Origin of the sequence: Delftia sp. DT-2 (genome assembly GCF_028401915.1) — a bacterium.
In the GTDB taxonomy this organism is placed as follows: domain Bacteria; phylum Pseudomonadota; class Gammaproteobacteria; order Burkholderiales; family Burkholderiaceae_C; genus Comamonas; species Comamonas tsuruhatensis.
Genome location: NZ_JAQOTI010000005.1, coordinates 250,413 through 271,934, shown reverse-complemented (window position 1 = coordinate 271,934; position 21,522 = coordinate 250,413). Strand labels below are relative to the sequence as shown.

Annotated in this window: 25 protein-coding genes; 21 read left to right on the top strand and 4 right to left on the bottom strand. The window is 62.0% G+C overall.

All coding sequences use genetic code 11. The annotated features are described in order from the left end of the window. Window positions 1–37 precede the first annotated feature (37 nt). The 4 genes from PO605_RS10740 to PO605_RS10725 all read left to right on the top strand — a co-directional run bounded on the left by PO605_RS10740 (window position 38) and on the right by PO605_RS10725 (window position 3,909). Window positions 38–289 (top strand): hypothetical protein, encoded by a 252-nt coding sequence (locus PO605_RS10740; RefSeq protein WP_272206461.1) that lies wholly within the window; start codon window positions 38–40, stop codon window positions 287–289. Between the two features lie 233 nt (window positions 290–522). Further along, window positions 523–714, top strand: coding sequence for a hypothetical protein (locus PO605_RS10735; protein WP_043781792.1), 192 nt, complete (start codon window positions 523–525; stop codon window positions 712–714). Then, window positions 711–3,284: a phage/plasmid primase, P4 family gene (locus PO605_RS10730; RefSeq protein WP_272206460.1), complete on the top strand. Its 2,574-nt coding sequence runs from the start codon at window positions 711–713 to the stop codon at window positions 3,282–3,284. The genes PO605_RS10735 and PO605_RS10730 overlap by 4 nt, the downstream gene beginning before the upstream one ends. Before the next feature lie 10 nt (window positions 3,285–3,294). Then, window positions 3,295–3,909, top strand: coding sequence for a hypothetical protein (locus PO605_RS10725; RefSeq protein WP_272206459.1), 615 nt, complete (start codon window positions 3,295–3,297; stop codon window positions 3,907–3,909). A gap of 1,209 nt (window positions 3,910–5,118) precedes the next feature. Here PO605_RS10725 and PO605_RS10720 read toward each other — a convergent pair. The 4 genes from PO605_RS10720 to PO605_RS10705 all read right to left on the bottom strand — a co-directional run bounded on the left by PO605_RS10720 (window position 5,119) and on the right by PO605_RS10705 (window position 6,966). Continuing rightward, the gene (locus PO605_RS10720; RefSeq protein WP_272206458.1) at window positions 5,119–5,319 is read right to left on the bottom strand and encodes a hypothetical protein; all 201 of its coding nucleotides are present in this window, start codon (window positions 5,317–5,319) and stop codon (window positions 5,119–5,121) included. 63 nt (window positions 5,320–5,382) lie between these two features. After that, window positions 5,383–5,670: a hypothetical protein gene (locus tag PO605_RS10715; protein ID WP_128422593.1), complete on the bottom strand. Its 288-nt coding sequence runs from the start codon at window positions 5,668–5,670 to the stop codon at window positions 5,383–5,385. A 322-nt stretch (window positions 5,671–5,992) separates the two neighbouring features. After that, window positions 5,993–6,367, bottom strand: a complete 375-nt coding sequence (locus PO605_RS10710) for a hypothetical protein (protein ID WP_231574419.1) — start codon at window positions 6,365–6,367, stop codon at window positions 5,993–5,995. Between the two features lie 206 nt (window positions 6,368–6,573). Further along, window positions 6,574–6,966 (bottom strand): hypothetical protein, encoded by a 393-nt coding sequence (locus PO605_RS10705; protein ID WP_272206457.1) that lies wholly within the window; start codon window positions 6,964–6,966, stop codon window positions 6,574–6,576. A gap of 794 nt (window positions 6,967–7,760) precedes the next feature. Here PO605_RS10705 and PO605_RS10700 point away from each other — a divergent pair. The 17 genes from PO605_RS10700 (at window position 7,761) to PO605_RS10620 (ending at window position 21,508) form a co-directional block, all read left to right on the top strand. Next, complete coding sequence (locus PO605_RS10700) at window positions 7,761–8,246, top strand: hypothetical protein (protein WP_272206456.1); 486 nt, start codon at window positions 7,761–7,763, stop codon at window positions 8,244–8,246. Beyond that, the gene (locus tag PO605_RS10695; RefSeq protein WP_272206455.1) at window positions 8,243–10,489 is read left to right on the top strand and encodes a phage terminase large subunit family protein; all 2,247 of its coding nucleotides are present in this window, start codon (window positions 8,243–8,245) and stop codon (window positions 10,487–10,489) included. Before PO605_RS10700 ends, PO605_RS10695 begins: the two co-directional genes overlap by 4 nt. Window positions 10,490–10,944: 455 nt before the next feature. Next, on the top strand, window positions 10,945–11,187 hold the full coding sequence (locus tag PO605_RS10690; protein ID WP_012205269.1) for a phage head-tail joining protein: 243 nt from the start codon (window positions 10,945–10,947) through the stop codon (window positions 11,185–11,187). 125 nt (window positions 11,188–11,312) lie between these two features. After that, window positions 11,313–12,935: a phage portal protein gene (locus PO605_RS10685; protein ID WP_272206454.1), complete on the top strand. Its 1,623-nt coding sequence runs from the start codon at window positions 11,313–11,315 to the stop codon at window positions 12,933–12,935. A 490-nt stretch (window positions 12,936–13,425) separates the two neighbouring features. After that, on the top strand, window positions 13,426–13,698 hold the full coding sequence (locus tag PO605_RS10680; RefSeq protein ID WP_231574420.1) for a capsid cement protein: 273 nt from the start codon (window positions 13,426–13,428) through the stop codon (window positions 13,696–13,698). Between the two features lie 5 nt (window positions 13,699–13,703). Beyond that, window positions 13,704–14,234: a hypothetical protein gene (locus tag PO605_RS10675; RefSeq protein ID WP_272206453.1), complete on the top strand. Its 531-nt coding sequence runs from the start codon at window positions 13,704–13,706 to the stop codon at window positions 14,232–14,234. Between the two features lie 76 nt (window positions 14,235–14,310). Further along, on the top strand, window positions 14,311–15,075 hold the full coding sequence (locus tag PO605_RS10670) for a hypothetical protein (RefSeq protein WP_272206452.1): 765 nt from the start codon (window positions 14,311–14,313) through the stop codon (window positions 15,073–15,075). After that, entirely contained in the window at window positions 15,072–15,605 is a 534-nt protein-coding gene (locus PO605_RS10665) for a hypothetical protein (RefSeq protein WP_272206451.1), read from the top strand. Before PO605_RS10670 ends, PO605_RS10665 begins: the two co-directional genes overlap by 4 nt. A 116-nt stretch (window positions 15,606–15,721) precedes the next feature. Beyond that, window positions 15,722–16,129, top strand: coding sequence for a hypothetical protein (locus PO605_RS10660; protein ID WP_272206450.1), 408 nt, complete (start codon window positions 15,722–15,724; stop codon window positions 16,127–16,129). Continuing rightward, entirely contained in the window at window positions 16,122–16,388 is a 267-nt protein-coding gene (locus PO605_RS10655; protein ID WP_128422711.1) for a hypothetical protein, read from the top strand. The genes PO605_RS10660 and PO605_RS10655 overlap by 8 nt, the downstream gene beginning before the upstream one ends. Before the next feature lie 76 nt (window positions 16,389–16,464). Next, the gene (locus tag PO605_RS10650; RefSeq protein WP_052195827.1) at window positions 16,465–17,502 is read left to right on the top strand and encodes a head maturation protease, ClpP-related; all 1,038 of its coding nucleotides are present in this window, start codon (window positions 16,465–16,467) and stop codon (window positions 17,500–17,502) included. Between the two features lie 2 nt (window positions 17,503–17,504). Next, window positions 17,505–18,149, top strand: a complete 645-nt coding sequence (locus PO605_RS10645; RefSeq protein ID WP_047472943.1) for a head decoration protein — start codon at window positions 17,505–17,507, stop codon at window positions 18,147–18,149. Window positions 18,150–18,181: 32 nt separating this feature from the next. Further along, window positions 18,182–19,207, top strand: coding sequence for a major capsid protein (locus tag PO605_RS10640; protein WP_151019384.1), 1,026 nt, complete (start codon window positions 18,182–18,184; stop codon window positions 19,205–19,207). Window positions 19,208–19,218: 11 nt separating this feature from the next. Continuing rightward, a complete protein-coding gene (locus PO605_RS10635) occupies window positions 19,219–19,527 on the top strand; it encodes a hypothetical protein (RefSeq protein ID WP_133072334.1) in 309 nt (102 codons plus the stop codon). Next, window positions 19,527–20,168: a phage tail protein gene (locus PO605_RS10630; protein WP_047472947.1), complete on the top strand. Its 642-nt coding sequence runs from the start codon at window positions 19,527–19,529 to the stop codon at window positions 20,166–20,168. The genes PO605_RS10635 and PO605_RS10630 overlap by 1 nt, the downstream gene beginning before the upstream one ends. Continuing rightward, complete coding sequence (locus tag PO605_RS10625) at window positions 20,165–20,653, top strand: hypothetical protein (RefSeq protein WP_151019383.1); 489 nt, start codon at window positions 20,165–20,167, stop codon at window positions 20,651–20,653. Before PO605_RS10630 ends, PO605_RS10625 begins: the two co-directional genes overlap by 4 nt. 99 nt (window positions 20,654–20,752) lie before the next feature. Next, window positions 20,753–21,508, top strand: a complete 756-nt coding sequence (locus PO605_RS10620) for a hypothetical protein (RefSeq protein ID WP_047472949.1) — start codon at window positions 20,753–20,755, stop codon at window positions 21,506–21,508. Window positions 21,509–21,522: the final 14 nt, after the last annotated feature.

The following is a 21,522-nucleotide window of genomic DNA, read 5'->3' as shown; positions in this document are numbered from 1 at the left end:
CGTGCAGAATCACTGATCCACTTACAAAGGAAGACCGATGCAGATCACAGCGCAAGTGCTTGGTGGCCCATTGAACGGCCGGACAATCCACACGGAATACCTGACAACCCTGCGCGCCACCGCTGACGACGGCGGGGAAATGGACTATCAACTGCACCGGTTGGCGGCACCAAAGGGTTCAGAACAAGCGGTCTACATCTACGCGCCGCGCGGTTGGACGCCTGAACAAATCAACAGCGAGATCTTGAAGTCTTTCCCCAGTAAGAACGCAGCCAACCGCGCTCGATAAGCCAAAGTAGCCCGTTCCACCCCTCAACCAAAGACCGGCGCACTGACGTCGGTCTTTCTTTTTGTTATTTCGCAAATGCGATATACAATTTAGCGACGCCAGCCTACATCCACAGCATCCGCAGAACCCCGTGGGCAGGGGCCTCGAAGTCCTCGTTTTGCGGCGAGGTCATGGCTGGCGCTCTACTTCCCGGTCCCTGCCCACGGGGTGTTCGCAGAACAGGTCGCCAGCCTATGTCTTCGCCCGTCACCCGTCGTCTGCTCGCGCAGGCGGTTCAAGATCTCGTCAAGACCAACGCCCCAACGGCCGAGCACTACGCCGCCGTCACTGAAGCGCTGGCGGCCTGCGCCACCGAGGACATCGGCCACCCTGTGCGCTGTGCCTTCATCGGCTCTGCCAAGAAACCCGCGAGCCAGCCTGCATGACTTTCTCCCCTCCCGATATCCCCCAGGTGCTGCGCGAGCGCAAGCAGTGGCTCGTCTGGCGCCTGGTCAAGAAGCCCGACGAGCCAAAGCCCCGCAAGGTCCCTTTCTACGCCAACGGCGCGCCGCGCAACGGAGAGCAGGGCACGGCCGAGGACCTGGCCCAGCTCACGACGTTCGACGCTGCAGTGCATGCCGTGCGCGAGCGCGGCTACACCGGCCTGGGCTTCGCGCCCATCGCCAACGGCGGCATCGTCGCCCTGGACTTCGACTGCTGCGTGTCCGGCGGCCAGATCACCGATGCGCGCATCGAGGCCCTGATATCGGACACCTACGCCGAGTTCTCGCCCTCCGGCACCGGGCTGCGCGCCTTTTACCTGGGCGCCATGGCCAGCCGCAAGGACAACGCCCACAAATCCAAGCGTGTTGGCGGGCAGGCTGGCGCGGCGCGCCTCGACGGCCTCTTCGACATCGAGTTCTTCGGTCACAACGGCTTCGTGACGGTCACCGGCGAGGCCACGCCAAACACACAGCTGTGGGGCCTGCAGGACACCGTCGCCCCGGTCTCGCCCGGCGTGCAAAAGCTCTACGCCCAGCGCTTCGGCGACACAGGCCCGCTGCCCGTGCCGGGCGCCTTGACAGTCACCGGCGAAGCCAACTTGGCCGCCCTGGGCCCGGAAAAGCTGGGTTGGACCATGGACCAGGCGCGCGAGTACCTGTTCGACTGCAGCGCCAGTGTCTCGCGCGCCGAGTGGGTGAATGCGCTGATGGCGCTGCACCACGAGTTCGACGGCTCCGAAGACGCACTGGACCTGGCTGACGAGTGGAGCGCCACCGGCGACAGCTACGCCGGCCGCAAGGACGTGGAAGGCCGTTGGGACTCCTTCGGCCGAGACCGTGGCGGCCCGCCCATCACCGGCCGGTGGCTGCTGTCCTGGCGCCGCGACCAGATGGCAGCGAGCAACGACGAACGCATGCGCGGCGCGCTGGCCGAGATGCAGAGGCTGCTCAAGGAGGCCCCGGACATGCTCACGCTGCAGACGCGTGTCATGCCCGACGTGTCGCGCCTGCTGCTCGAGTTCCCCATCCTGGAGATCGAGGCCTACAGCCTGGTGGCCGGCCGCGCCAAGGAATTCGGCCTGGCCATCAACAAGACCGAATTCAAGAAGCTCATCAAGGTGGAGCGTCCGCCGGCCGCTGCCGCCGTCGCACCTCTGACCGAGTTCGGCAACACCGAGCGCATGCTGGCGCGCTACGGCGACAGCCTGATGTTCTGCCCGGACACGGCCACCTGGTACGTCTGGACGGGCGTTTACTGGCGCACGGCCATGGGTGGGAACACTGAGGTCGCCCACTACGCCAAGGAGACCATCAAGGATCTGCCCAGCGAGGCGGCCAGCCACGCCGACCCGGGCGAGTTCTTCGCCTTCTGCAGCCTGAGCCAGCGCGCCGCCATGGTGGCGGCCATGGTCAAGCTGGCCGAGAGCGACCCGCGCGTCTGCGTGCCGTCCTCGGAGCTGGACAAGCACAGGCACCTGCTGGGCGTGAAAAACGGCGTGGTCGACCTGCGCACCGGCGCGCTGCTGCCGGCCTCGCCCGATCTGCGCATCACCCTGTCCGCGGGCTGCGAATACAACCCCGGGGCGAAGTGCCCGCTCTTCGAGCAGACCCTGCGCGACGTGTTCTTCGACGATCTGGAGATGGTCGAGTACGTGGCGCGCACGTTCGGCTACGCGCTGCAAGGCCAGCCGCGGGAGGACATGATGTTCATCGCCTTCGGCAACGGCGCCAACGGCAAGAGCACGATCTTCAACGCGGTGCGCAGGGCCTTCGGCGGCTACGCGCGCTCGGCCGACGCTGCATCGTTTATCAGCGACGCCATGGGCGGCAATGCCGGCGGACCGCGGGAAGACCTCTTGAGGCTGCGCGGCGCGCGGTTCGTGTACGTCAACGAGCCGGACGAGGGCGGCGAGCTGCGTGAAGGCGCGGTCAAGGCCATGACAGGCGGCGACGCGATCACCGCGCGCGGCATCCAGGCCAAGCACTCGATCGAGATCGAGCCCACGTGGACCGTCTACATGCCCACGAACCACAAGCCCATCATCAAGGGCACCGACAACGGCATCTGGCGGCGTATGGGCCTGCTGCCCTTCGAGCGCGACTTCCGCAACGACCCCCACATCGTCAAGGACGACCAGCGGCGCGAGAAGCTGGAGGCCGAGTTGCCCGGCATCCTGGCCCTCATCGTGCGCGCCGGCATGCGCTACCGCCAGTCGGGCCTGAACCCGCCAGCCAAGGTGCTGGCCGCCAGCGCCGACTACCGCAAGGACATGGACTTGTTGGGCGAGTGGATCGAAGAGTGCTGCGACATCGACGAGAACCTGCACACCAGGGTCTCGGATCTGTGGGAGTCGTGGGAGACCTACGCGCGTCGGCGCGGCCTGGTGCGCTTCATCAGCTCTTCCAAGGCGCTCGGCCGCCGCCTCGACTCCCGTTTCCCCTCAGACAAAGGCTCGAAGGGCGTGCGCATCCGCCGCGGCATTGGACTGCGCGATATCGCCGACGTTTTCTGAAAGACATCTCATGGACCGACAAAACACCACACTCGACGACATCGCCTCGATCATCGGCTTCTCGGCCACGCTGCGGCTCTCGGCCTGGTACGGCAACGGCAACAACCTCTATGTGCCCACCACGGTGGAAGAGGGGCAGGTGCTGGTGCTGCTCATCGGGCGCAGCGCAGCCGAGCGTCTGTCTCAAGAGTTCGGCGGGGATCACCTGGCCGTGCCACGCATCGTCTCCTACGACGAGGATTGCCGCCGTCAGCGGGTGGCCACGATGCTGTCCCGAGGGTTCAGCACCCGCGAGGTCAGCCGCATCGAGCGCGTCAGCGAGCGGCGTATCCAGCAGATCTGCCGAGAGCTGGAGCAGGTGGGCATCATTGCGCCTCTGGGCCCATCAGCAGAGAACGACTGCTGGGCACCACCGGGGGCGCTTCAGGAAAAAGCTGAGGGAGAATTTTCCAGAAAAAAGCCCCTGGGAAAAAGGGCGTCGGAAAAATGCCAGGAAAAAGGCCCCAGGAAAAAGCGGGGTGCCAAAATTCAGCCTTCTGTCATCACCGACACCGAGACCTCAAAAGGGGCTGAAGCTTCAACAGTGATGGGGGCAATGGCTTTGCAACTGCACGAACCGGCTTGACCGACAGAGCGTCTGAAGGGTTGCACGCATTTCTCTCGGCGGATGTGCTTAGCACACGAAAATGTTCGGCAGCTTGCAGGCTGCCGATTTCATTCCTGTCACGGTCAATGGGCCGTCGGGAAGTCATCCGGCAGCAAGTGCGCATCCACAGCAGCTGCAGCCTCCAGTACGCCCGCCCGATCGCAATCATTGGCCGTTGCCCAGGCCCCCACGGCCTCTTGCAGCAGGGCGACCAACGGACCCATAGTCTCTCCCCTTTGAGCCCCGTACTCGTGGAGCGCGCGCCTACCGATCACAAGCAGGCATCCTGCTGCGAGCACTTGGGGGCCGTGGCTGGTCAGGGGTGTCTGTGTAGGGAAAGGGTCCGCCTGGGGTGTCGTTGTCATAACTGAGGCTCCTGTGGATGCTGTGTGCTGTACGAATATACAGTAGTTATGCGAAACCTGTACAGGGGTTTTCGTGTCCAGCATATGCATCTGAGCCCGGGGCAGCACCATGGTGATCCGCCCCACGTGGCCAACCAAAAGCTAGAACCTATGCGGGTTCCGGGCCTGTTGATACTCAGCAGCAGGCCACCCCCATGCCTGTTTGGGCCCAGGGTAGCACCAGGGTGATCCGGCCCGATTTCAAATTTGAACGGGCGACCCCTCCCACCCCCCAGGTCTGATTTCAAATTTGAACGGGCGACCCCTCCCACCCCGGGGTGTGCTTCAGTGCGGGCCTTGGAAAGCTCTTTACCCCTGGGATGGGGCCAGCTCTGCGGGTCAAAAAAACCGACGCAAGGCGTTGAGCCTATTAAGTGCGGGCCAAGAATTTCGAACTGCATAGGCCCAGTAGCCGACCTAGGAGACCGGCAGGTTTGGTCACTGGAGTGCCTGCATGTCGGGCAGTGGGCCTCGCCAATACTGCGGACCACCGGGCTTTTTCAGCGCCCTTGGCAAGCCACGCGGCGCGTTCTTCCATGGCCTTGTTTGCTGCAGTTTCGGTTTTCATCTCGCGCTCCCCGCTGGTCCTGTTGTTATGTAGTCAGTATAGCAAACGCGAAATGAAATTGCTATGCAAAAATTTAGCAAAAAGCGATATGCGATCTTTTTGGGGTGCCGTGACGCAAAAAAAGCCCCTTGTGCGGGGCTTGTGTGTGGAGAGGGAGGGCGGCTCAGTTGGCCGATGCCGCCGGGGTGTGATGCTTCGCCGGGTTCCGAGGGGGTGCTACTCGCGGCCCAGCTCGGTCAGCGTGTCCTGCAGTATCTTGATCAACTGCCCAACGTCCTCTGGCGGCATCTCAACCCACGTGGTCGTGACGGGCAGGCCAGCGGATGTCTTGGCTGTGTGCTTGAGACCGATGAGCGTCTTGCCGTGCTCAACGCGAGTGCGAACGCTGGTGAACTGGAGCAGGGGTGCAGGAGTCATACCCCTATAGTGCATGAAAAAAGCCCGCACAAGGCGGGCTTCGTCGGGCCATTCGGACTGCGGTCAGTGCGTGGGCGGCGCCAGGCGGTGAATGAACGATATGAGAGACGACTCGTCGATACCAAGCGATGCGAGCTTCCGCTTGTGGTTGGCAATACGCGCTGGGTGGCCATTGCACAGGCCGTTGGTCGAGCACACATATTCTTCGGCGAGGGTGCAGATCTGCCGGACGTGCCATTCAATGGCTTCCATAGGATCTGCAGGAGGCGTCAAGCGGGCGCGCTTAGGAGTGACGGAAACGTAGATGGATGCGGTATCGGTGGATACGCGGAGGGCTGCAGAACGTGCCATGGTGAGTGCTCCTGTTCAAGACTTACAAGGCCTTGCTCAAGCGTTATCACGCGCAGGAACAAGGCGGCCGGGAGGTTGATAACCTAGGAACAGCTAGGCGGACTTCTTTCCCCTTGCGGGGTGTTGTATCCGTCGCCCTCCCGGCCATAAATCAATCTGGCACAGGCGCAAAAAAGCCGCATTGCTATCGGGTGCGGCCATCCGCTGTTCTCTAGGAGTTATCACGCTCCACCCCTTTCGGAGTGACGTCAGTATATCCCGAAGATTTTCCCGTTTGCAAGCACTTTTTGTAGTGTAGCAGAAATTTAGCAAATTGGATGTTTTAATCAGGACCACGAGTAAACAAAATGCGTTGCTCGGCAAGGTCGAACGCGCACCAGGCGAATTTCGATCCCGTATACCCCCCGTAACTATTTTTGGCGTTAACGAGTCCTGAATACGCTATCGCTGCGTGCCAGGTTGGATAATCAAGTGCAGGAGCCGCATTGGCGGAGCGCGTAAACGCATCAAATTTTGCTGAGTCAGGGTCTTTTAACTTTGTGCGGATTGCTGCCTGACAGGCCGCATAGTTCCGCGCCAGTGTTGCCTCACTAGGAGGCGTGATGGGCCCGTTTTCATCAATAACTTTTTGAACACGGAGTTTGCTAAGCGCGATTTCCTTACTCAATTTGGCCGACGCTTTATCAGAATCAGCCAAGCGCCTATCGAAGCAGTCGCTCCGATATCTGTTTTCAGCAATCTCACAGCCATTAGAAGCTTTGATGTCTACAGCCTTTGCGTCTGGGGCGCATGGCGTCTGACTGTATGTGTTGCCGCATTTGTAGACCGGTTGTGCATGGACACTAAAAAATGCCGATGTCAAGATGGTAATTAGAGCTGCGTAGCCCCGCATGTATCGATCCCTTAAATAAATTTAAACACCGAATAGACAAGGGTAGCAACTGCGATAGCCGCTAAGGTCGCCCATAATCTTCTGCGTTCTCGCTGCTTAATTTGTGTACGTATTGCACTCAATTCAGCAATGCGCATACTGTTGTATTTGCCATAAACAATTCCACAATTTCCGCAAACAGAGCTCTCTTTTATTCGGGGCCATGCGCATTTCGGACATTTGGGTGTTGTCGCCTCTGTATCTAATTCTTCGATGTGTGAATGCCGTGCAACGGCATCTCGGCTCACTGGATCTCGTGCTGTAGCATCTTTTAGAAGATCCTGCAGCGTGGTGTCTGGAATATCCTGTCGCTCGGAGTTTTTGCGAATTGCGTCGCACACCGCTTCTAGAGGGCTAATATCCACGCTGCTTATTTGACTCTGCGGACTCTCTTCGCCCCGTGAGTCAATCTCCGAGCGTTTGAATTGCGGGGGCGCATAAACTGCACTCCCATACCCACATTTGCACCGCTGTAAAGCGCTGTCCCCTAGCCGGTACAGCGTAAACCTATCACAAGCTTTGCAGTACGAACCCGCCATGTGCGTACTGTATCAGGGTTCATCGGCGGCCTGCCTGCGCCATCTGCACAGCACTGGGCACTGGCGTCCCATCAACATGTTGTGATCAGGCTACGTGCCTGGGTGTAGCACCCCCGCCTCGTAGGTGGGTGGCATGTGTGGCGTTTGATCGGCAGCTGTCAGAGCCGAGGGGCCGTGCTCGTAAGGAGCAGCAAGCTAATGCCTCACATGCCACCTGCTTTTAAGCCGTGTTCTGCGCGGCTGCCGGGCACGGGGGACCCTGACGTTAAATTTAAGCGCCGCGGGTCTCATTGAGCCCGGGTAAAACCTGGCCCGAAAATTTTAAAATTGGCTTGCGTCACTTCGCAAAAGCTAAAAATCAGCGCAGTTTGCTTATTTTTTAAGCAAAAAACCTAAAAAGGGTGGCGTAGGTGGCGTTTAAATGGGGTTTTAGAATTGATCTCGTCTGCGCGGGGTATGACCAATTTAAAACAGCCCTTCAAACGCCACACATGCCACCCGCTTAAAATTTAAGCAATTTTGAGACCGGCCGCCGACCCGGCAGCGCGGCGCCGCACCCCCTGGAACACGGATGGCGCTGGGGCTTGTGTCGCAAACGCGAAACATGGACAATCTGCGAAATGCATGCAGATTTCGACCTTGGCGCAGATGGGATAACGGAGTTGCCTCCGGGCTTTCGCCGCGGGCCGTACATGCCGCGCGGTGGCCGGACACCAGGCTACTCGCCGAAAAAGGCGGCCGAGATGGCACGCCGCATCGAGGCGGGGGAAGAGGTAGGCGACGAGGACCTCGAGTCCGCAGATGGACAGTTGAGCCTCACCACGCGTCACCTGCTGGCGAAAGCCCGCAAAGAAGCGGCACTCGCAGGCCTCAACGAACTGCAGCTGAAGGTCAAGACAGGCGAGTACCTACCGCGCGCCGCCTACCGCGAGGCCACGGCCACACTGGTTGCATCCCTGTCGCAGGGGCTTCGGTCGCTGCCCGACTCCCTGGAGCGCAAATGCGGCCTGGCGCCGGAGGTGCTGCAGGACATCGAAGCGGCGATTGATGAAGCGTTGAACCACATCGCCGACGAGCTGGCTCTGTTCACGGAGGCAAAGCCTTGAGCGATCACTACGCCCAGGCACTGTCGGACGCGTGCAGCGGCTTCGAGGCCTTGAGGCCCCCCAACCGGATGCGTGTCAGCGAGGGGATCGCCGACACACTGGTGATCCAACAGCCCGGCTCGCCAAAGACCTCTTGGTCTCCTGCCGAAACCCCGTACATGGTCGAGCCTGCAGACGCCTTGGCCAGCCGCAGGCACGAAGCCGTGGTGTTCGTGGGCCCGGCCCGAACGGGCAAGACTGCGTCGCTGCTGCTCGGATGGATGGCACACACCGTGGTGAACGACCCAGGGGACATGTTGTTCGTGCAGATGTCCAAGGACAAGGCGCGGGAGTTTTCCAAGACGGACGTGGACCGCGCTATCCGGTACTCGCCCAAGGTCCAGGCCATGAAATCCGACAGGGCGGTGGACAGCAACACCTTCGACACGATGTTTCGGCATGGCATGTGGGTGCGTATCGCCTGGCCGACCGTGGGCAACGTCTCAGGCTCGACCTATCGGTACGTTGCAATCACGGATATCGACCGGATCGAAAATGCGGAGAACGTGGACGGGGAGGGCCCTCTGTTCGATTTGGCCAAGAAGCGCACCACGACGTTTCTCTCGCGCGGCATGACGCTGGTGGAATCCAGCCCGGGCTACCCACTGGTAGATCCGTCTTGGCAACCGGCAACGCCGCACGAGGCGCCGCCTACTGGCGGGATTCTGTCGCTCTACAACCGATCCGACCGTCGGCGGTTTTACTGGCGCTGCCTGGATTGCCGCGCGTGGTTTGAAGCAGCCCCCGGCCTTTCGTTGTTCAAGCGCTTGCCGGCGATCAAGCAGTTGCTCGAAGAGATCCGCACGATGGATATCCCGACGATGGCGAAGCACTATGGGCAGGTGGCGTGCCCGCACTGCGGCAGCGAGCCCGGGCACCAGATGAAAGGCACGCTCAACAAGGCCGGCATTTGGGTTCCTGACGGCTGCAGTCTTGTGGACGAAGGTCACTTTGTTGGCAGCCCGCGCACGTCAACGATCAGGGGGTATTGGTTGGGGGGCGTGGCGGCGGCATACCAGTCCTGGGAATCTATCGTTGCGCAGCACCTGTACGGATTGCAGGATTATGCGCTCACGGGCAGCGAGCAAAAGCTGAAACAGACCACCAACACCGACCAGGGCATGCCGTACATCGAGCGCCGGCTTGTGGAAGCTCGGGGCAGCGGTACGACGCCGCGAGACAGGGCAGAAGTTGACCTGGAGCGGTTCATTGCGCCGCCGGCGGCGCGCTGCATCACAGCCTCGGTGGACGTGCAGGGCGGTCAGAACGCGCGATTTGACGTGCAGGTCCATGCTGTAGGCCCCGGCGGCGAGCAGTGGGTCATCGACCGTTTCAAGATCACAGAGTCGAAGCGCCCAGGCATCGGAAAGAACGAGTTCGCCCCGCTTGACCCCGCCTCATACCCCGAAGACTGGGACCTGCTGACGGAAAAAGTGCTACTGGGCACCTGGCGCACGACGACAAGAGATCTGGAGATGCACCCCATCGGCGTGATCGTCGACACCGGAGGCGAGGCCGGACGCGTGATGCTGCAGGAGCAGGGCGGCAGTGGGAAGCAGAAGAACGCACGGGTCTTCGAGGAAGGTAAGACAGGTGTCACCCACAACGCCTACGAGTGGTACCGGCGCGTGAGGCAGTTGGGCCTCGCCAAGCGGGCGTTTCTGTACAAGGGCGGCTCCACAAAAGACGCGCCCGACATGCGCGAGAACATGGTCGGCAAGAATGGCAAGAAGGGGCGCGACGATGTGCCGCTGCTGCTGTGCAATCCGAACAAGCTCTCTGACCAGGTGGACGCCGGCCTGCGGCGCCAGACACCGGGCCCGGGCTATATCCACTTCCCCGCCGCGCGCCATCCCGACACCAACCCCGACGGCTGGGTCTCTGCAGCGTTTTTCGACGAACTGGAGGCGGAAGTGCGCGGCAAGGACGGCACATGGCGCAAGCTGCGGGCGCGCAACGAGACCTTCGACCATTGCCGCATGCAGCGCGCGCTGTTGCACCGCCTGGGCGTGTTCAAGGTCGAGGACTGGGCACGCGTACCTGCGTGGCTGGCGCCATTTGAGAAAAACGCCATGGCAATCACGCGCCAGGATCGCCGTGAAGTCCAAGCCAACGAAGTCGTCTCTCAGCCGACAGCACAACCTTTGCCCGCGAAGCCGGTCGCTCGGCGCCGTGCGCGGCGGTCATCGGTAGCAGCCTTGTGATCTTGTCGGATATTGTTTTAATTTCGCAAATGCGATATGATTTTAACCAGATCGCAGCACTGCATCAGCCTCAGAGAACAGGCCTTTCCGGGCCAGTTCAACGATAGGGATGCTAGAAGGTCTTCAGGTCTGCCCAGGATTGAAACGGCGCCTTGACACCTCGGAAAGACGAGGGCCACCAATCGAGTGCTTTCGCCGGGAGTCGCCTCGATAGAGAGGAACGAGCCTACGACCAGACAAAGGCGGGTTGACCACCTGCACGAGCGAGGTTGCAAAACGGGGGTCACGAAAGTTCTCGATTGGTGGTGTTTGACACCGCACCCGCTGTCTCCTTGGCTGCCACCACGGCCTTCACCCCGCTCCGTCGGGGTTTTCTTTTTGTTTCCGGCATTTTCGCAAAAGTCCGAAACTTAACCGCAGCAGTGTTTCGCACTCGTTTGGCAAACTGCCGGACCATGAGCACTACCACCGAAGATGCCGCCACCCTGCGGGGCTACGTCAAGGCCTTGAACAAGGCCATTGCGCGCGGCGCGCGCTCGGTCACGCTCGGTGGCCAGACCATCATCTACAACACGACAGAATCGCTGATGAAGGCGCGCAACGACATGCAGGCCCAACTCGCCGCCGTCGAGCGCGCAGCTTCAAGCCAGAAGGTGTCACGGCAGAACTACGCTGTCTACGGCGGGCGGGACTACTGATGGCGCCGCGATTCACCGCAAACGGCAAGCGTATCGGCCGACCGCCAAAGAATCCTCAAGCCGCACAGTCTGTGCCGCCAGTGTCTGCAGAGGACGCCGCTGTGGGCCGTGCCTTCCGACAGTTCATGAATCGCTACGATGCCGCCGGCCGTGGGCGGCGCATGGCATCATGGAACGCGCCTTCCACCGGGCCGAACCAGGCCATCAACGCGGCGTTGCAGGTTTTGCGAGACCGCTCCAGCGACTCCGCGCGCAACGACTGGTCGAGCGAGTCGATCATCCAGAAATGGACGACGACTCTGGTCGGCATCGCCATCACCCCGCGCTTTCACCGGATCAAGTCCAAGGAGCGCAGGCAGGAGATCAACGACCTCTGGACGGACTTCGTTCGCCAAGCAGACGCTGACGGGGTGCTTGATGCCTATGGCATGCAGACCCTGGCGGTGCGCAGTTGGATCGAGCGGGGCGAGATGTTCGGCCGCCGTCGCTACCGGAAGGCCTCGGACGGTCTCGCCGTACCCATGCAGGTGCAGCTGCTGGAAGCCGACATGGTGCCGAACTTCGACGCGGACACCTACACCGGCCTGCCGGTCAACAACAAGATCCGTTCGGGCATCGAGTTCGACAACCGCGGCAAGAAGATTGCCTACTGGGTCTACAAAGAGCACCCAGGCGACGGCGTTTGGTCTGGCGCCGGCGGCACGCCTGACGCCACGGCCTTGGTGCGCGTTCCTGCAGAGGACATGTTCCACATGTTCGAGCCGAAGCGCATCGGCGCGCGCCGCGGGGTGCCGACGTTGGCGCCCATCTTGGCCAAGCAGCGCAACATCCTGGACTACGAGGACGCCACGCTGGAGCGGCAGAAGATTGCCAATCTCTTCGTGGCATTCATCAGCCGGTCATTGCCCTCGCTTGACCCCACCGACCCGAACCACCAGGCCTTGACAGGCCTGGAGTCGGAAATCGACGGTGAAGCGGCGCCGCTCCTGCCGATGAAGCCCGGGCTGATGCAGGAACTGGAGGACGGCCAGACGGTGGCGTTCGCCAAGCCGCCGGATGCAGGCACGTCGTACAGCGACTACATGCGCACCAGCCACCTGGGCACCACGGCCGGCACCGGCGTGCCCTACGAGCTGGCCGTGGGCGACATCGCCAATGTCAGCGACCGCACCTTGCGTGTCGTCATCAACGAATACCGCCGTTTTGCGTCGCAGCGCCAATGGCAGATCGTCATCCCACAGATGTGCCAGCGCGCAGTCGAGTGGTTCGCCGACGCGGCCCTCTTGGCGGGGAAAGTATCGCTGGAAGAGCGCGAGGCCATCGTGCGTGCTGAGCATGCACCCCACGGCTGGGAATACATCCACCCCGTGCAGGACGTGGAAGGCAAAGCCCTGGAGGTCAAGAACGGTTTCCGCAGCCGCTCCAGCGTGATCGGGGAGCAGGGCGACGACCCGGATGTGGTGGATCAGGAGCGCGCCGACGACGCTGAACGGGAGCGGGCGCTGGGCCTGCCAGTGTCAGGCGTCGCGGATGACACGTCCAGCACCGCAGCACCAGACCCAGCGGCAAACACCAACCGCGACGAGGTGGCACAAGCAGAACTGGAGCGCATCAAGCGGGTTGAAGCCCAGACGGACGCGCTTCGGGAAGCTGCTCGTGCGACCGCAGCGCGGGATCGTGCGCAGGCTCGACAGGATGAACTGCACCAGAGCGTGCTGGCGCTGTTGCGGGACCCTGAAAGTGTCTGATCACATCCTGACCGCCCTTGCCAAGTCGTTCGCAGACCTTCGGGACCGCGTGACTGCGCTGGCGCGTGAGCCGGGACCTGCCGGCAAAGACGGCGCGCCAGGCGCCACTGGCCCAGCCGGCAAAGACGGCGAGTCCGGACCTTCAGGTCCTGAAGGGCGCGCTGGTGTTGCTGGGGCTGATGGACGCCCAGGCCGCGATGGCAAGGACGGACGGCCGGGCGCCACAGGTCCGACGGGCCCTGCCGGAAAAGACGGGGCGCCGGGCCCCATGGGGCCGATGCCGAAGCATGAATGGCGCGGAACGGAGCTGCGCTTTCAAAAAGACCCAGACACCTGGGGCAGGTGGGTCGATTTGCGTGGGCCGTCGGGCTCCGGCGCCGTAGCAGTCGTACACGCCGCAGATCCAACCCCGCCCGCCGCCACTTGGGTCCAGCGTACTGCTGGCTCCAGCCTGTCGGCCCTGCGGGCTGTGTATGAGCTGGACGGAGCAGTGCACGCGCTGAGCGCTGACGACGCGCTGCACATCGACCTGCTGCTGGGCATCACGCTGACTGCGGCCCAGGCCGGTGATCCCGTCAACGTCCAGCGACTGGGCGCCATCGAGGACGACAGCTGGAATTGGGTGCCCGGTCGTGTGTACCTCGGTGCCGAAGGGGCACTCACCCAGACACCGCCCACCAGCGGCTTTGATCTGCTCATCGGCGCAGCCACATCCGCCACGCGCATCACCCTGAACCTGCAAGACCCAATTTCACTGGAGTAAGCACCATGGCAACTCAACCCACCCAGGGCTTCTTGGCCCGCGTCTCGGGCAAGACCCGCCAACTGTTTGGCCTGACCGTTTCTGCTGGCGCTGCGGACGCTGGCAAGCTCGTGGCCACTGGATCGGACGGTCGGCTGGACACCTCACTGTTGCCCGCTGGCATCGGCGCCAACACGACCATTGCTCCAGCAAGCGAGGCCATCGGCGCGGGCAAGTTCGTGAATTTCCACACCAACGCAGGTGCGCTGAATGTCCGCCTGGCCGACAACAGCAACGGCCGCCAAGCTGACGGTTATGTGAAAGATGCCGTGGCCTCAGCCGGCAGTGCCACCGTCTATCCCCTGGACACCACGAACTCCGCGCTCACAGGCCTGACACCCGGCAGCCGGTACTGGCTGGGTACGGCAGGCGGCGTCATCACTGCGGCGCTCGACCCCACCGACACGGCCAACGCAAACAAGGTCTGCCAGGAACTGGGCACGGCCAAGAGCGCGACTGAATTGATCACCGATGATCTCGGTTTCGTGATCCTCTGAAATGAGTGTACGGCGGCCACTTGTCAGGGTCGGCGGGCGCATTCGGCAGCTGCCGACGGGCGACACGCTGCCCGGCGTGCGCGAGCTGCTCACCGCCGCGCGCACATACTACGTGCGCACTGATGGCAGCGACAGCAATACCGGGCTGAGCAATACTTCCGGCGGTGCTTTTGCGACGATTCAGAAGGCAGTTGATACAGCAGCATCGCTTGATTTAGGTTTGTATGACATTGTGATCAATGTCGGTATTGGCACATGGACGGCGCCCACTCTTCTTAGAACCCTCACAGGTGCAGGCAAGGTAACAATCAGAGGCATAAACAACAACACGACAGATACTGTAATAAGCACAAATTCTGCCGACTGTTTTGGAGGTGAATTTTTTGGTCGCTACCACTTTGAGTACTTGAAACTACAGACAACCACATCTGGCGCTTGTCTCTTTGTGCAAGGCTCCGGTATTTTGGTAACTTGGGCAAACATTAATTTTGGCCAAACCGCTGGCCAGCACTTGCTGGTTGCTAACGGTGCCCAAATTAAAGCAACAGGATCTTATCAGATCTCCGGTGGGGCAGCTTCGCACATCGCTACCTACGACGTATGCACGGCTTATTTTGTGGGGTATACAGTAACCATCACCAACACTCCAACGTTTTTGAATGCGTTTATAGTAGCCGAGAGAAACTGTAGTGTGATTTTCGTGCAAGCAACTTTTGCAGGTTCGGCAACTGGAACTCGTTACCGCAGTGCATTCAGCTCGAGCGTGGTAACAAACGGGGGAGAAAACTATCTTCCCGGTAATGCGGCAGGAGTCCGTGAAACGGGAGGACAATACTCATGACCTCATATCAACTGACCGCAGAAGGCTACGTAGTGCGTGACGGCGACACGAAGGTGCCAACCGTTGACACGCCGGATTTCCCCAATACAAATCCGGACTACTTTGAATATCGCGCCTGGCTCGCGGCCGGCGGCGTGCCGCTACCTGCCGAGCTACGGCCGGCAGCTGATATTGCGGCTGGCCTGCGTTTGCCCCTGGCCGCCGAGTACCGGCGCCGCATCCAGGTGATCGCCGCAGGCTACCCCCTGAGCGAGCGCGAGAGTTGGCCCGTGCAGACGGAGGAGGCGAGGGCGCTGGAGGCTGACCCGGCGGCGGCCACGCCCTGGATCGATGCTGCAGCGCTGGCGCGTGGGCTGGACCGCCTGGTGCTGGCCAAGCGCATCCGCGAGAAGGACGACAAGTACCGGCAGGTGCACGGCCTGCTGACGGGCACGCGCCAGCGCATCGAGGACCAGATCGATGCGGTGGCCGACGACGCCCTGGCGCTGTCGCAGATCGATGTCACGGCCGGCTGGCCGTCCTTGACGTGAATACGGCGAAAACAGCCCGCAGCCGAAATTTAGCTGCAGTGCGCAGAATGCCGAGAGTGTGACAACTTGACACAAGAGGCATCCATGCACTGTTCCAAATTGCCGGGAGGCCCGAAATGAACCAGCCGCAGATCGATCCGATCAGTGCGGCTGTCGCCGTTGCGTCCGTCGTTTTTGCTCCGGCCGTCGCACACGTGGTGGGGCCCTATCTCGTCATCCTCTTCGCATCTACGATCGGGGCCTCGTTCGCTCTCGTGGCCAGGGAGCGCACTACAGGCTTCAACTCGGTGCTGTTCTTCGTTCGAGTCAACGGCCTTTCGGTGTTGTTGACCTACTCCGTTTCGGCAGTGGTGAATGCAGGATACCCAATCGAAGATCAGCGCGCATGGTTCTCACCAGTGGCATTCGTCATCGGATTTATTGGGGACCGCTGGCCCGCGGTGATGGGCTGGGCGGCACGCAAGGTGTCCCGCCTGGTCGATATCCTGATCAAGTTGCGAGGCGATGGAGGTGGCCATGGTTGAGAGCAAATTGCTGTTGGCGACGGTCAATGCGCTGCTCGGGTTTAGCATTGCCGCACTGGCGTTTTGCCGCCTGGACACCCTCTCCCCCGGCGTGCCGTTGCGCAAAATAGCACCTCTGGCCCTGGTGCTCTGCGCAGGATTGGTCTCTGCATGCCAACCCTGGATGGGCCATTGGCCGTCTCCGAGCCAAGTCTTCATTTCCATCGTCGTCTTCGTCTATGTCTGGAGCACGCAGCCGCCAGGCTGCGGCGCCTCTTGACAACCCCGAAATTTAACCGCAGCCCTGTTTAGCAGGACGCCGCCCAAAATGCGGCCATTCCTGAAAGGACTGCGACATGCGACCTTGCTTTGCATTTAGCGCCAAGACTGCGAGCAAGCCTACAGTCCTGGCGATCGACGACGAGATCGGCTTCTGGGGCACCCAGGCCAAGGACTTCCGCGACCAGCTCGCCAACGTCGCAGGCGATATCGACGTTGAACTCAACACCCCTGGCGGCGACGTGTTTGCCGGCCTGGGCATCTTCAACATGCTGCGCGCGCACGCAGCCAAGGGTTTTCAGGTCACCACCCGCGTGATGGGCGTGGCCGCAAGCATCGGCAGCGTCCTGCTGCTGGCCGGCGACAAGCGCGAGATGCCCAAGAACACGATGGCGATGACGCACAACGTCGCCAGTGGCATTTGGGGTACAGCCGACGAGTTGCGCGACCACGCAGACACGATGGACAAGGTCAAGGGCCAGTTGCGTGGCATCTACGTGGACCGCCTCGGCGTCGACGAGGCAACTGCCGACGCAATGTTGGGCAAAGACAACTGGATGACGGCCGACGAAGCTCTGGCCGCCGGCTTTGCTACGGACCTCCTGGCGGAGGTGCGGATGCAAGCCAAGTTCGATGTGGAGCGTGCGTCGATGCCCGAGAACGTCGCCAAGCTCTTCGCGGCCAAGACCAACGAACCTGAACCGGAACCCGAACTGTCGCCGGCCGACAAGGCGGCCCTGACGACGCCGGTCGCCGAAGCGATTGTCGCCCTGGCCACGGCCGGGGGCCTCGAAGCCCACGCACCATTCCTGGCCTTGTCCTGCACTTCGGTCGACGAAGCCAAGATCCGTATCGCCACGGCGCGCGAGATCACCGCGCTGTGCAAGGTCGGCAATCTGGAGGCCAAGGCCGCCCGATTCATCCGGGACAACAAGAGCGTCGCCGATGTGCGCGCGGCGCTGATCGAGGACCTGGCCGACACAGACACCCAGGTGGACAACGCGCCCGCCACCCCGAAAACCGGCACGACGAACGGAGGCCCTGCGAAGCCCGCCGTCGTCAACACGAACACGCTTTGGGCTTCGCACAACGCTCAATCGAAGAAGGGACGCTGATCATGGCAACCGCTCTCTACAACAACCCACCCCTGGCCGACTTCATCCTGCATGAGGCCAGCGGGCAGCGCAGTCGCGACAACGTGCACGTGCGCCAGAGCGGCGCCGAGGTCAAGTCGGGCGCGCTGCTGGTCCAGGACACTGTCGGCGGTGTCGCTTTCGAGATGGACGAAGGCGCCACGGGCAACCCGACGATCTCGGCTGCTTCGGCCGGCGCTCTCGCGATCGAAGGCGTCTACACGATCGACTTCACGTCGGCGACCGCCTTCGTGGTCAAAGATCCGAACGGCACCCAAGTCGGTTCTGCCGGCGCCCTGGGCACGGCCTTCTCGGCAGGCGGCATCGGCTTCACGCTGACGGCCGGCACCACAGCAGCTGTCGCCGGCGATAGCGCCACCCTCGACGTGATCCCGGCAGACGACAACTACCTGCCGTACACCGGCACGGGCACCGCGGTCGCCATCCTGTACAGCCATCTGCCCGCCGCTACAGGCCTGAAGGCGGCTGTCGCTTTCACGAGTGACTGCGAAGTCAAGCGCTCGGCCCTGACCGGCCTGACGGCTGCGGCCGAAGATGACCTGCGCAAGGTCGGCATCAAGGTGCGCGGCGCGGTCGGCGGCCTGAGCATCCACACCCCGGCTCTCTGAGCCATTTTTGATCGACTCAGGAGCTACAAGAAATGGCAACCCTCGACATTTTCAATGACGACGCCTTCAGCGTGAGCCAGCTCACGCAGACCATCGTCGACATCCCCCGTGTCCCAACCCAACTGGGCGACGAAGGGCTGTTCAACGAATATGGCATCACCACGACCTCGATGATGATCGAGCGCACAGGCTCCGGCCTGAAGCTGGTGCCCACAGCGCCTCGCGGCGGGGTGCGCGCCACGGCCGGCCGCGAGCGTCGCAAGCTGATCCCCATCGCTGCGGTACATCTGCCCCAAGGCGACACCATCATGGCCGACGAAGTGCAGAACGTGCGCGCGGTCGGTTCTGAGACCGAGGTGGAGCAGGTCTCGCGCATCGTTACGCGCCAGCTGACGGTGCTGAAGGGCAACATCGACCTGACGCTGGAACACATGCGCGTCGGCGCGCTGCGCGGCCAGGTACTGGACGCAGACGGTGTGAGCGTGATCTGGGACCTGTACGAAATCTTCGGCATGACGCGCCAGACCATCGGCTTCGACATCGGCTCGGCCAGCTCGACCACCGACTTGCGCCAGAAGACCGAAGACCTGAAGCGCGCGATTCAGCGCAAGCTGGGCGGCAAGTCCTTCACCCGTGTCCGCGTGAAGTGCAGCGAGTTGTGGTTCGACAAGTTCGTCGGTCACAACAAGATGTACAAGGCATGGGAGCTGTTCCAGCAAGGGTCGTTCAACCGCGAGTTTCCGGGCCAGTCGTTCGTCTATAACGGCGTGCTGTTCCAGGTGTATTCGGGCGGCGTGGTCGATGGCAGCGGCGAGCAGCACGACTTCATTCCTGCCGGCAAGGCTTATGCGTACCCCGAAGGCGTGCAGGGCATGTTCCAAATCGCCTACGCCCCTGGCGACTACATGAGCACGGTCAACACCATGGGCGTGCCGTACTACGCTTCGCAAGAGCGTCTGCCGCACGACAAGGGTGTTGACCTGGAATCCCAGTCCAACCCCATCGTGCTCAACACGCTGCCTGAAGCGGTCATCGAGCTGACCACGGCCGCCGCGTAAAGGCGGGCGCCATGTTGGACTTGTTCCAAGAAATGGCCGAAGGCATCCTCGACGAAATAGGCGAGGATGCCTTTTACGATGGGGCCACGACGCCGATCAAGATCAACATTGAGCACGGCGTGCAACTGGCCGGCATCGGTGGCGAAGAGGCGCAGTACCGGGGCGACCTGGTTGCGAATCGCGACGTGGCCACCATCCATGCACGCCACAACCCCCGCCAACACAAGACCTTCGTGCAGAACGGCAAGACCTACCGCCTGGAGGTGCCGGTCGAAGACAACGGCGTGTCGCGCCGCTTTGTCGTGATGGAAGTGCGGTGATGGCTACTCGCCTGACGGCCATCAAGATCGGCGTCGACCAGATCCGCCAGATGGCGGACAACCTAGGCCGGCTGAATGCCGAAGGGTTCACGGATGTCGCGGTCACGGTGCTCAATGAGACCATTGACCGGGCCTACGAGATGGCCCGAGAGCGCATCACGGTCGGCATCAACCTGACGGACGATTACTTGCGTCGGCGCATGACCGTGGATCACGCCACTGCCGGCAAGCCCGAGGCTGCGATTACGGCCAGCGGCTCGCGCGCCCTCATGACCCGCCTTGCGACATACGACGCCCAGATGGTGATCGTCCCTCGCAAGACGAATCGTGCCTCCCGTTCCAAGGGCCTGCTGAAAATCCCCGCAGGAGGTAAGCAGGGAGGCGTGAACGTCACAGTGGTCAAAGGCGCGGCCAAGACACTGCAGAGCGGCTTTCTGCTCAACCTGCGCGCTGGCGCAGCCGCGGGCGAGAAGGTCGGCGTCTTCCGGCGAGAGGGCGGAAAGCTCAAGCATCTCTATGGTCCATCCGTGTACCAGCTCTTTGCGTACCAAGCACCCCGCATCAGCGACGAGGTGGCGGACGACCTCCAAGACACATTCCTGCGCCGCGTCGACGAGCAGGTCGAAAGGATTCTGGGATGACACCCTTCACCCGTGCCCGCGACGTTGCAGCGTACCTGACGATGCGCTTGGCCTCCATCACCAAGGCCAACGGCTACGAAACCGACATTGGACTGCAGGTGTTCCGAGGCCGTCGCAAGATCGACGACCAGCAGGTGCCGTGCGCGGTCCTGATCGAAGGCGAGGACAAGCCGGGCGGTGCACAAGGGGCCGGCAGCCAGCAGGTCACGCAGTCCTACGTGCTCGGCGGCTATGCCGAGTGCGATCCAGACCACCCGAACGACCGCGCCCACGAGATCCTGGCCGATATCAAGAAAGCGCTGTTCGACCTGACGCCCGATGCCACGCGCGCCGAACGCGCTGGCGCTGAATTCAGCTTTGGCGGCCGGGTCAAGTCGGTCTCGTATCGCGGCCGCGACATCGGCCCTCGTGCTGACGGCGTGCCCATTGTCTTTGCCGTAGTGCACATTGACGTGGTGTTCGTCGAACAGCTCACCCAGGCCTAACTCCGAAATTTGCCCGCAGCCCGGAATTTAGCAAAATAGCGAAACTGGTGTCGCTTTGAACGTGCGCGTTGCCGCACGCAACATCTTTCGGAGAACACCATGGCAGCACGCAGTTTCTTGGGCGCCGGCGACATCTACATCAACCGTCTGATCGACGGCGTTCCGCAGGGCCTCGTGGGTCCAATCTACGCCAATAGCTTCCAGTTGCAGCCCGCTGTCAATACGGTGCAATCCACGAGCAAGGGTCGCAGCGACTATGGCCAGGTGCTGGAGTCGGTGAACATCGCCCAGCCTACGACCTTCACGATGGAGCTGAAGGAAGTCACGGGCGACATCCTGACCATGGCCTTCCTGGGCACGGATGCGGCGCTGAACGAAGCGGCCGGCACTCTGACCGACGCACCTGTCACGGTGAAGCTCGGCAAGTGGGTGGCGCTGGGCAAGCGCAATCTCGACGACCTGATCTCGGTCGAAAACACCGGCGGGACGACGACCTACGTCGAAGGCACCGACTACAAGCTGAACCGCCCCATGGGCTGGATCATGGCGCTGGCTGGCGGCGCCATTGCAGATGCCGCAACTGTCAATGTCTCGGGCGCCTACTCGGCTGCCAAGGGTCGCACGATCAAGGGCTCGACTCGCACTGAAGTTCGTGCACACATTGTCTTCGACGGCATCAACCAGGCCGACGGCACCCAGTGCACGGTGAACGTCTGGGAAGCAGTGCTGTCTGCCGATTCCGCATTCGACTTCCTGGCTGACGACTTCGGCAACGTGTCGCTGACCGGCAACCTCAAGACACCTACGGGCAAGGACGCACCGTACATCGTCGAAGTGCAAGACCCCGTGCAGTAAGCACCTTCCTCCGT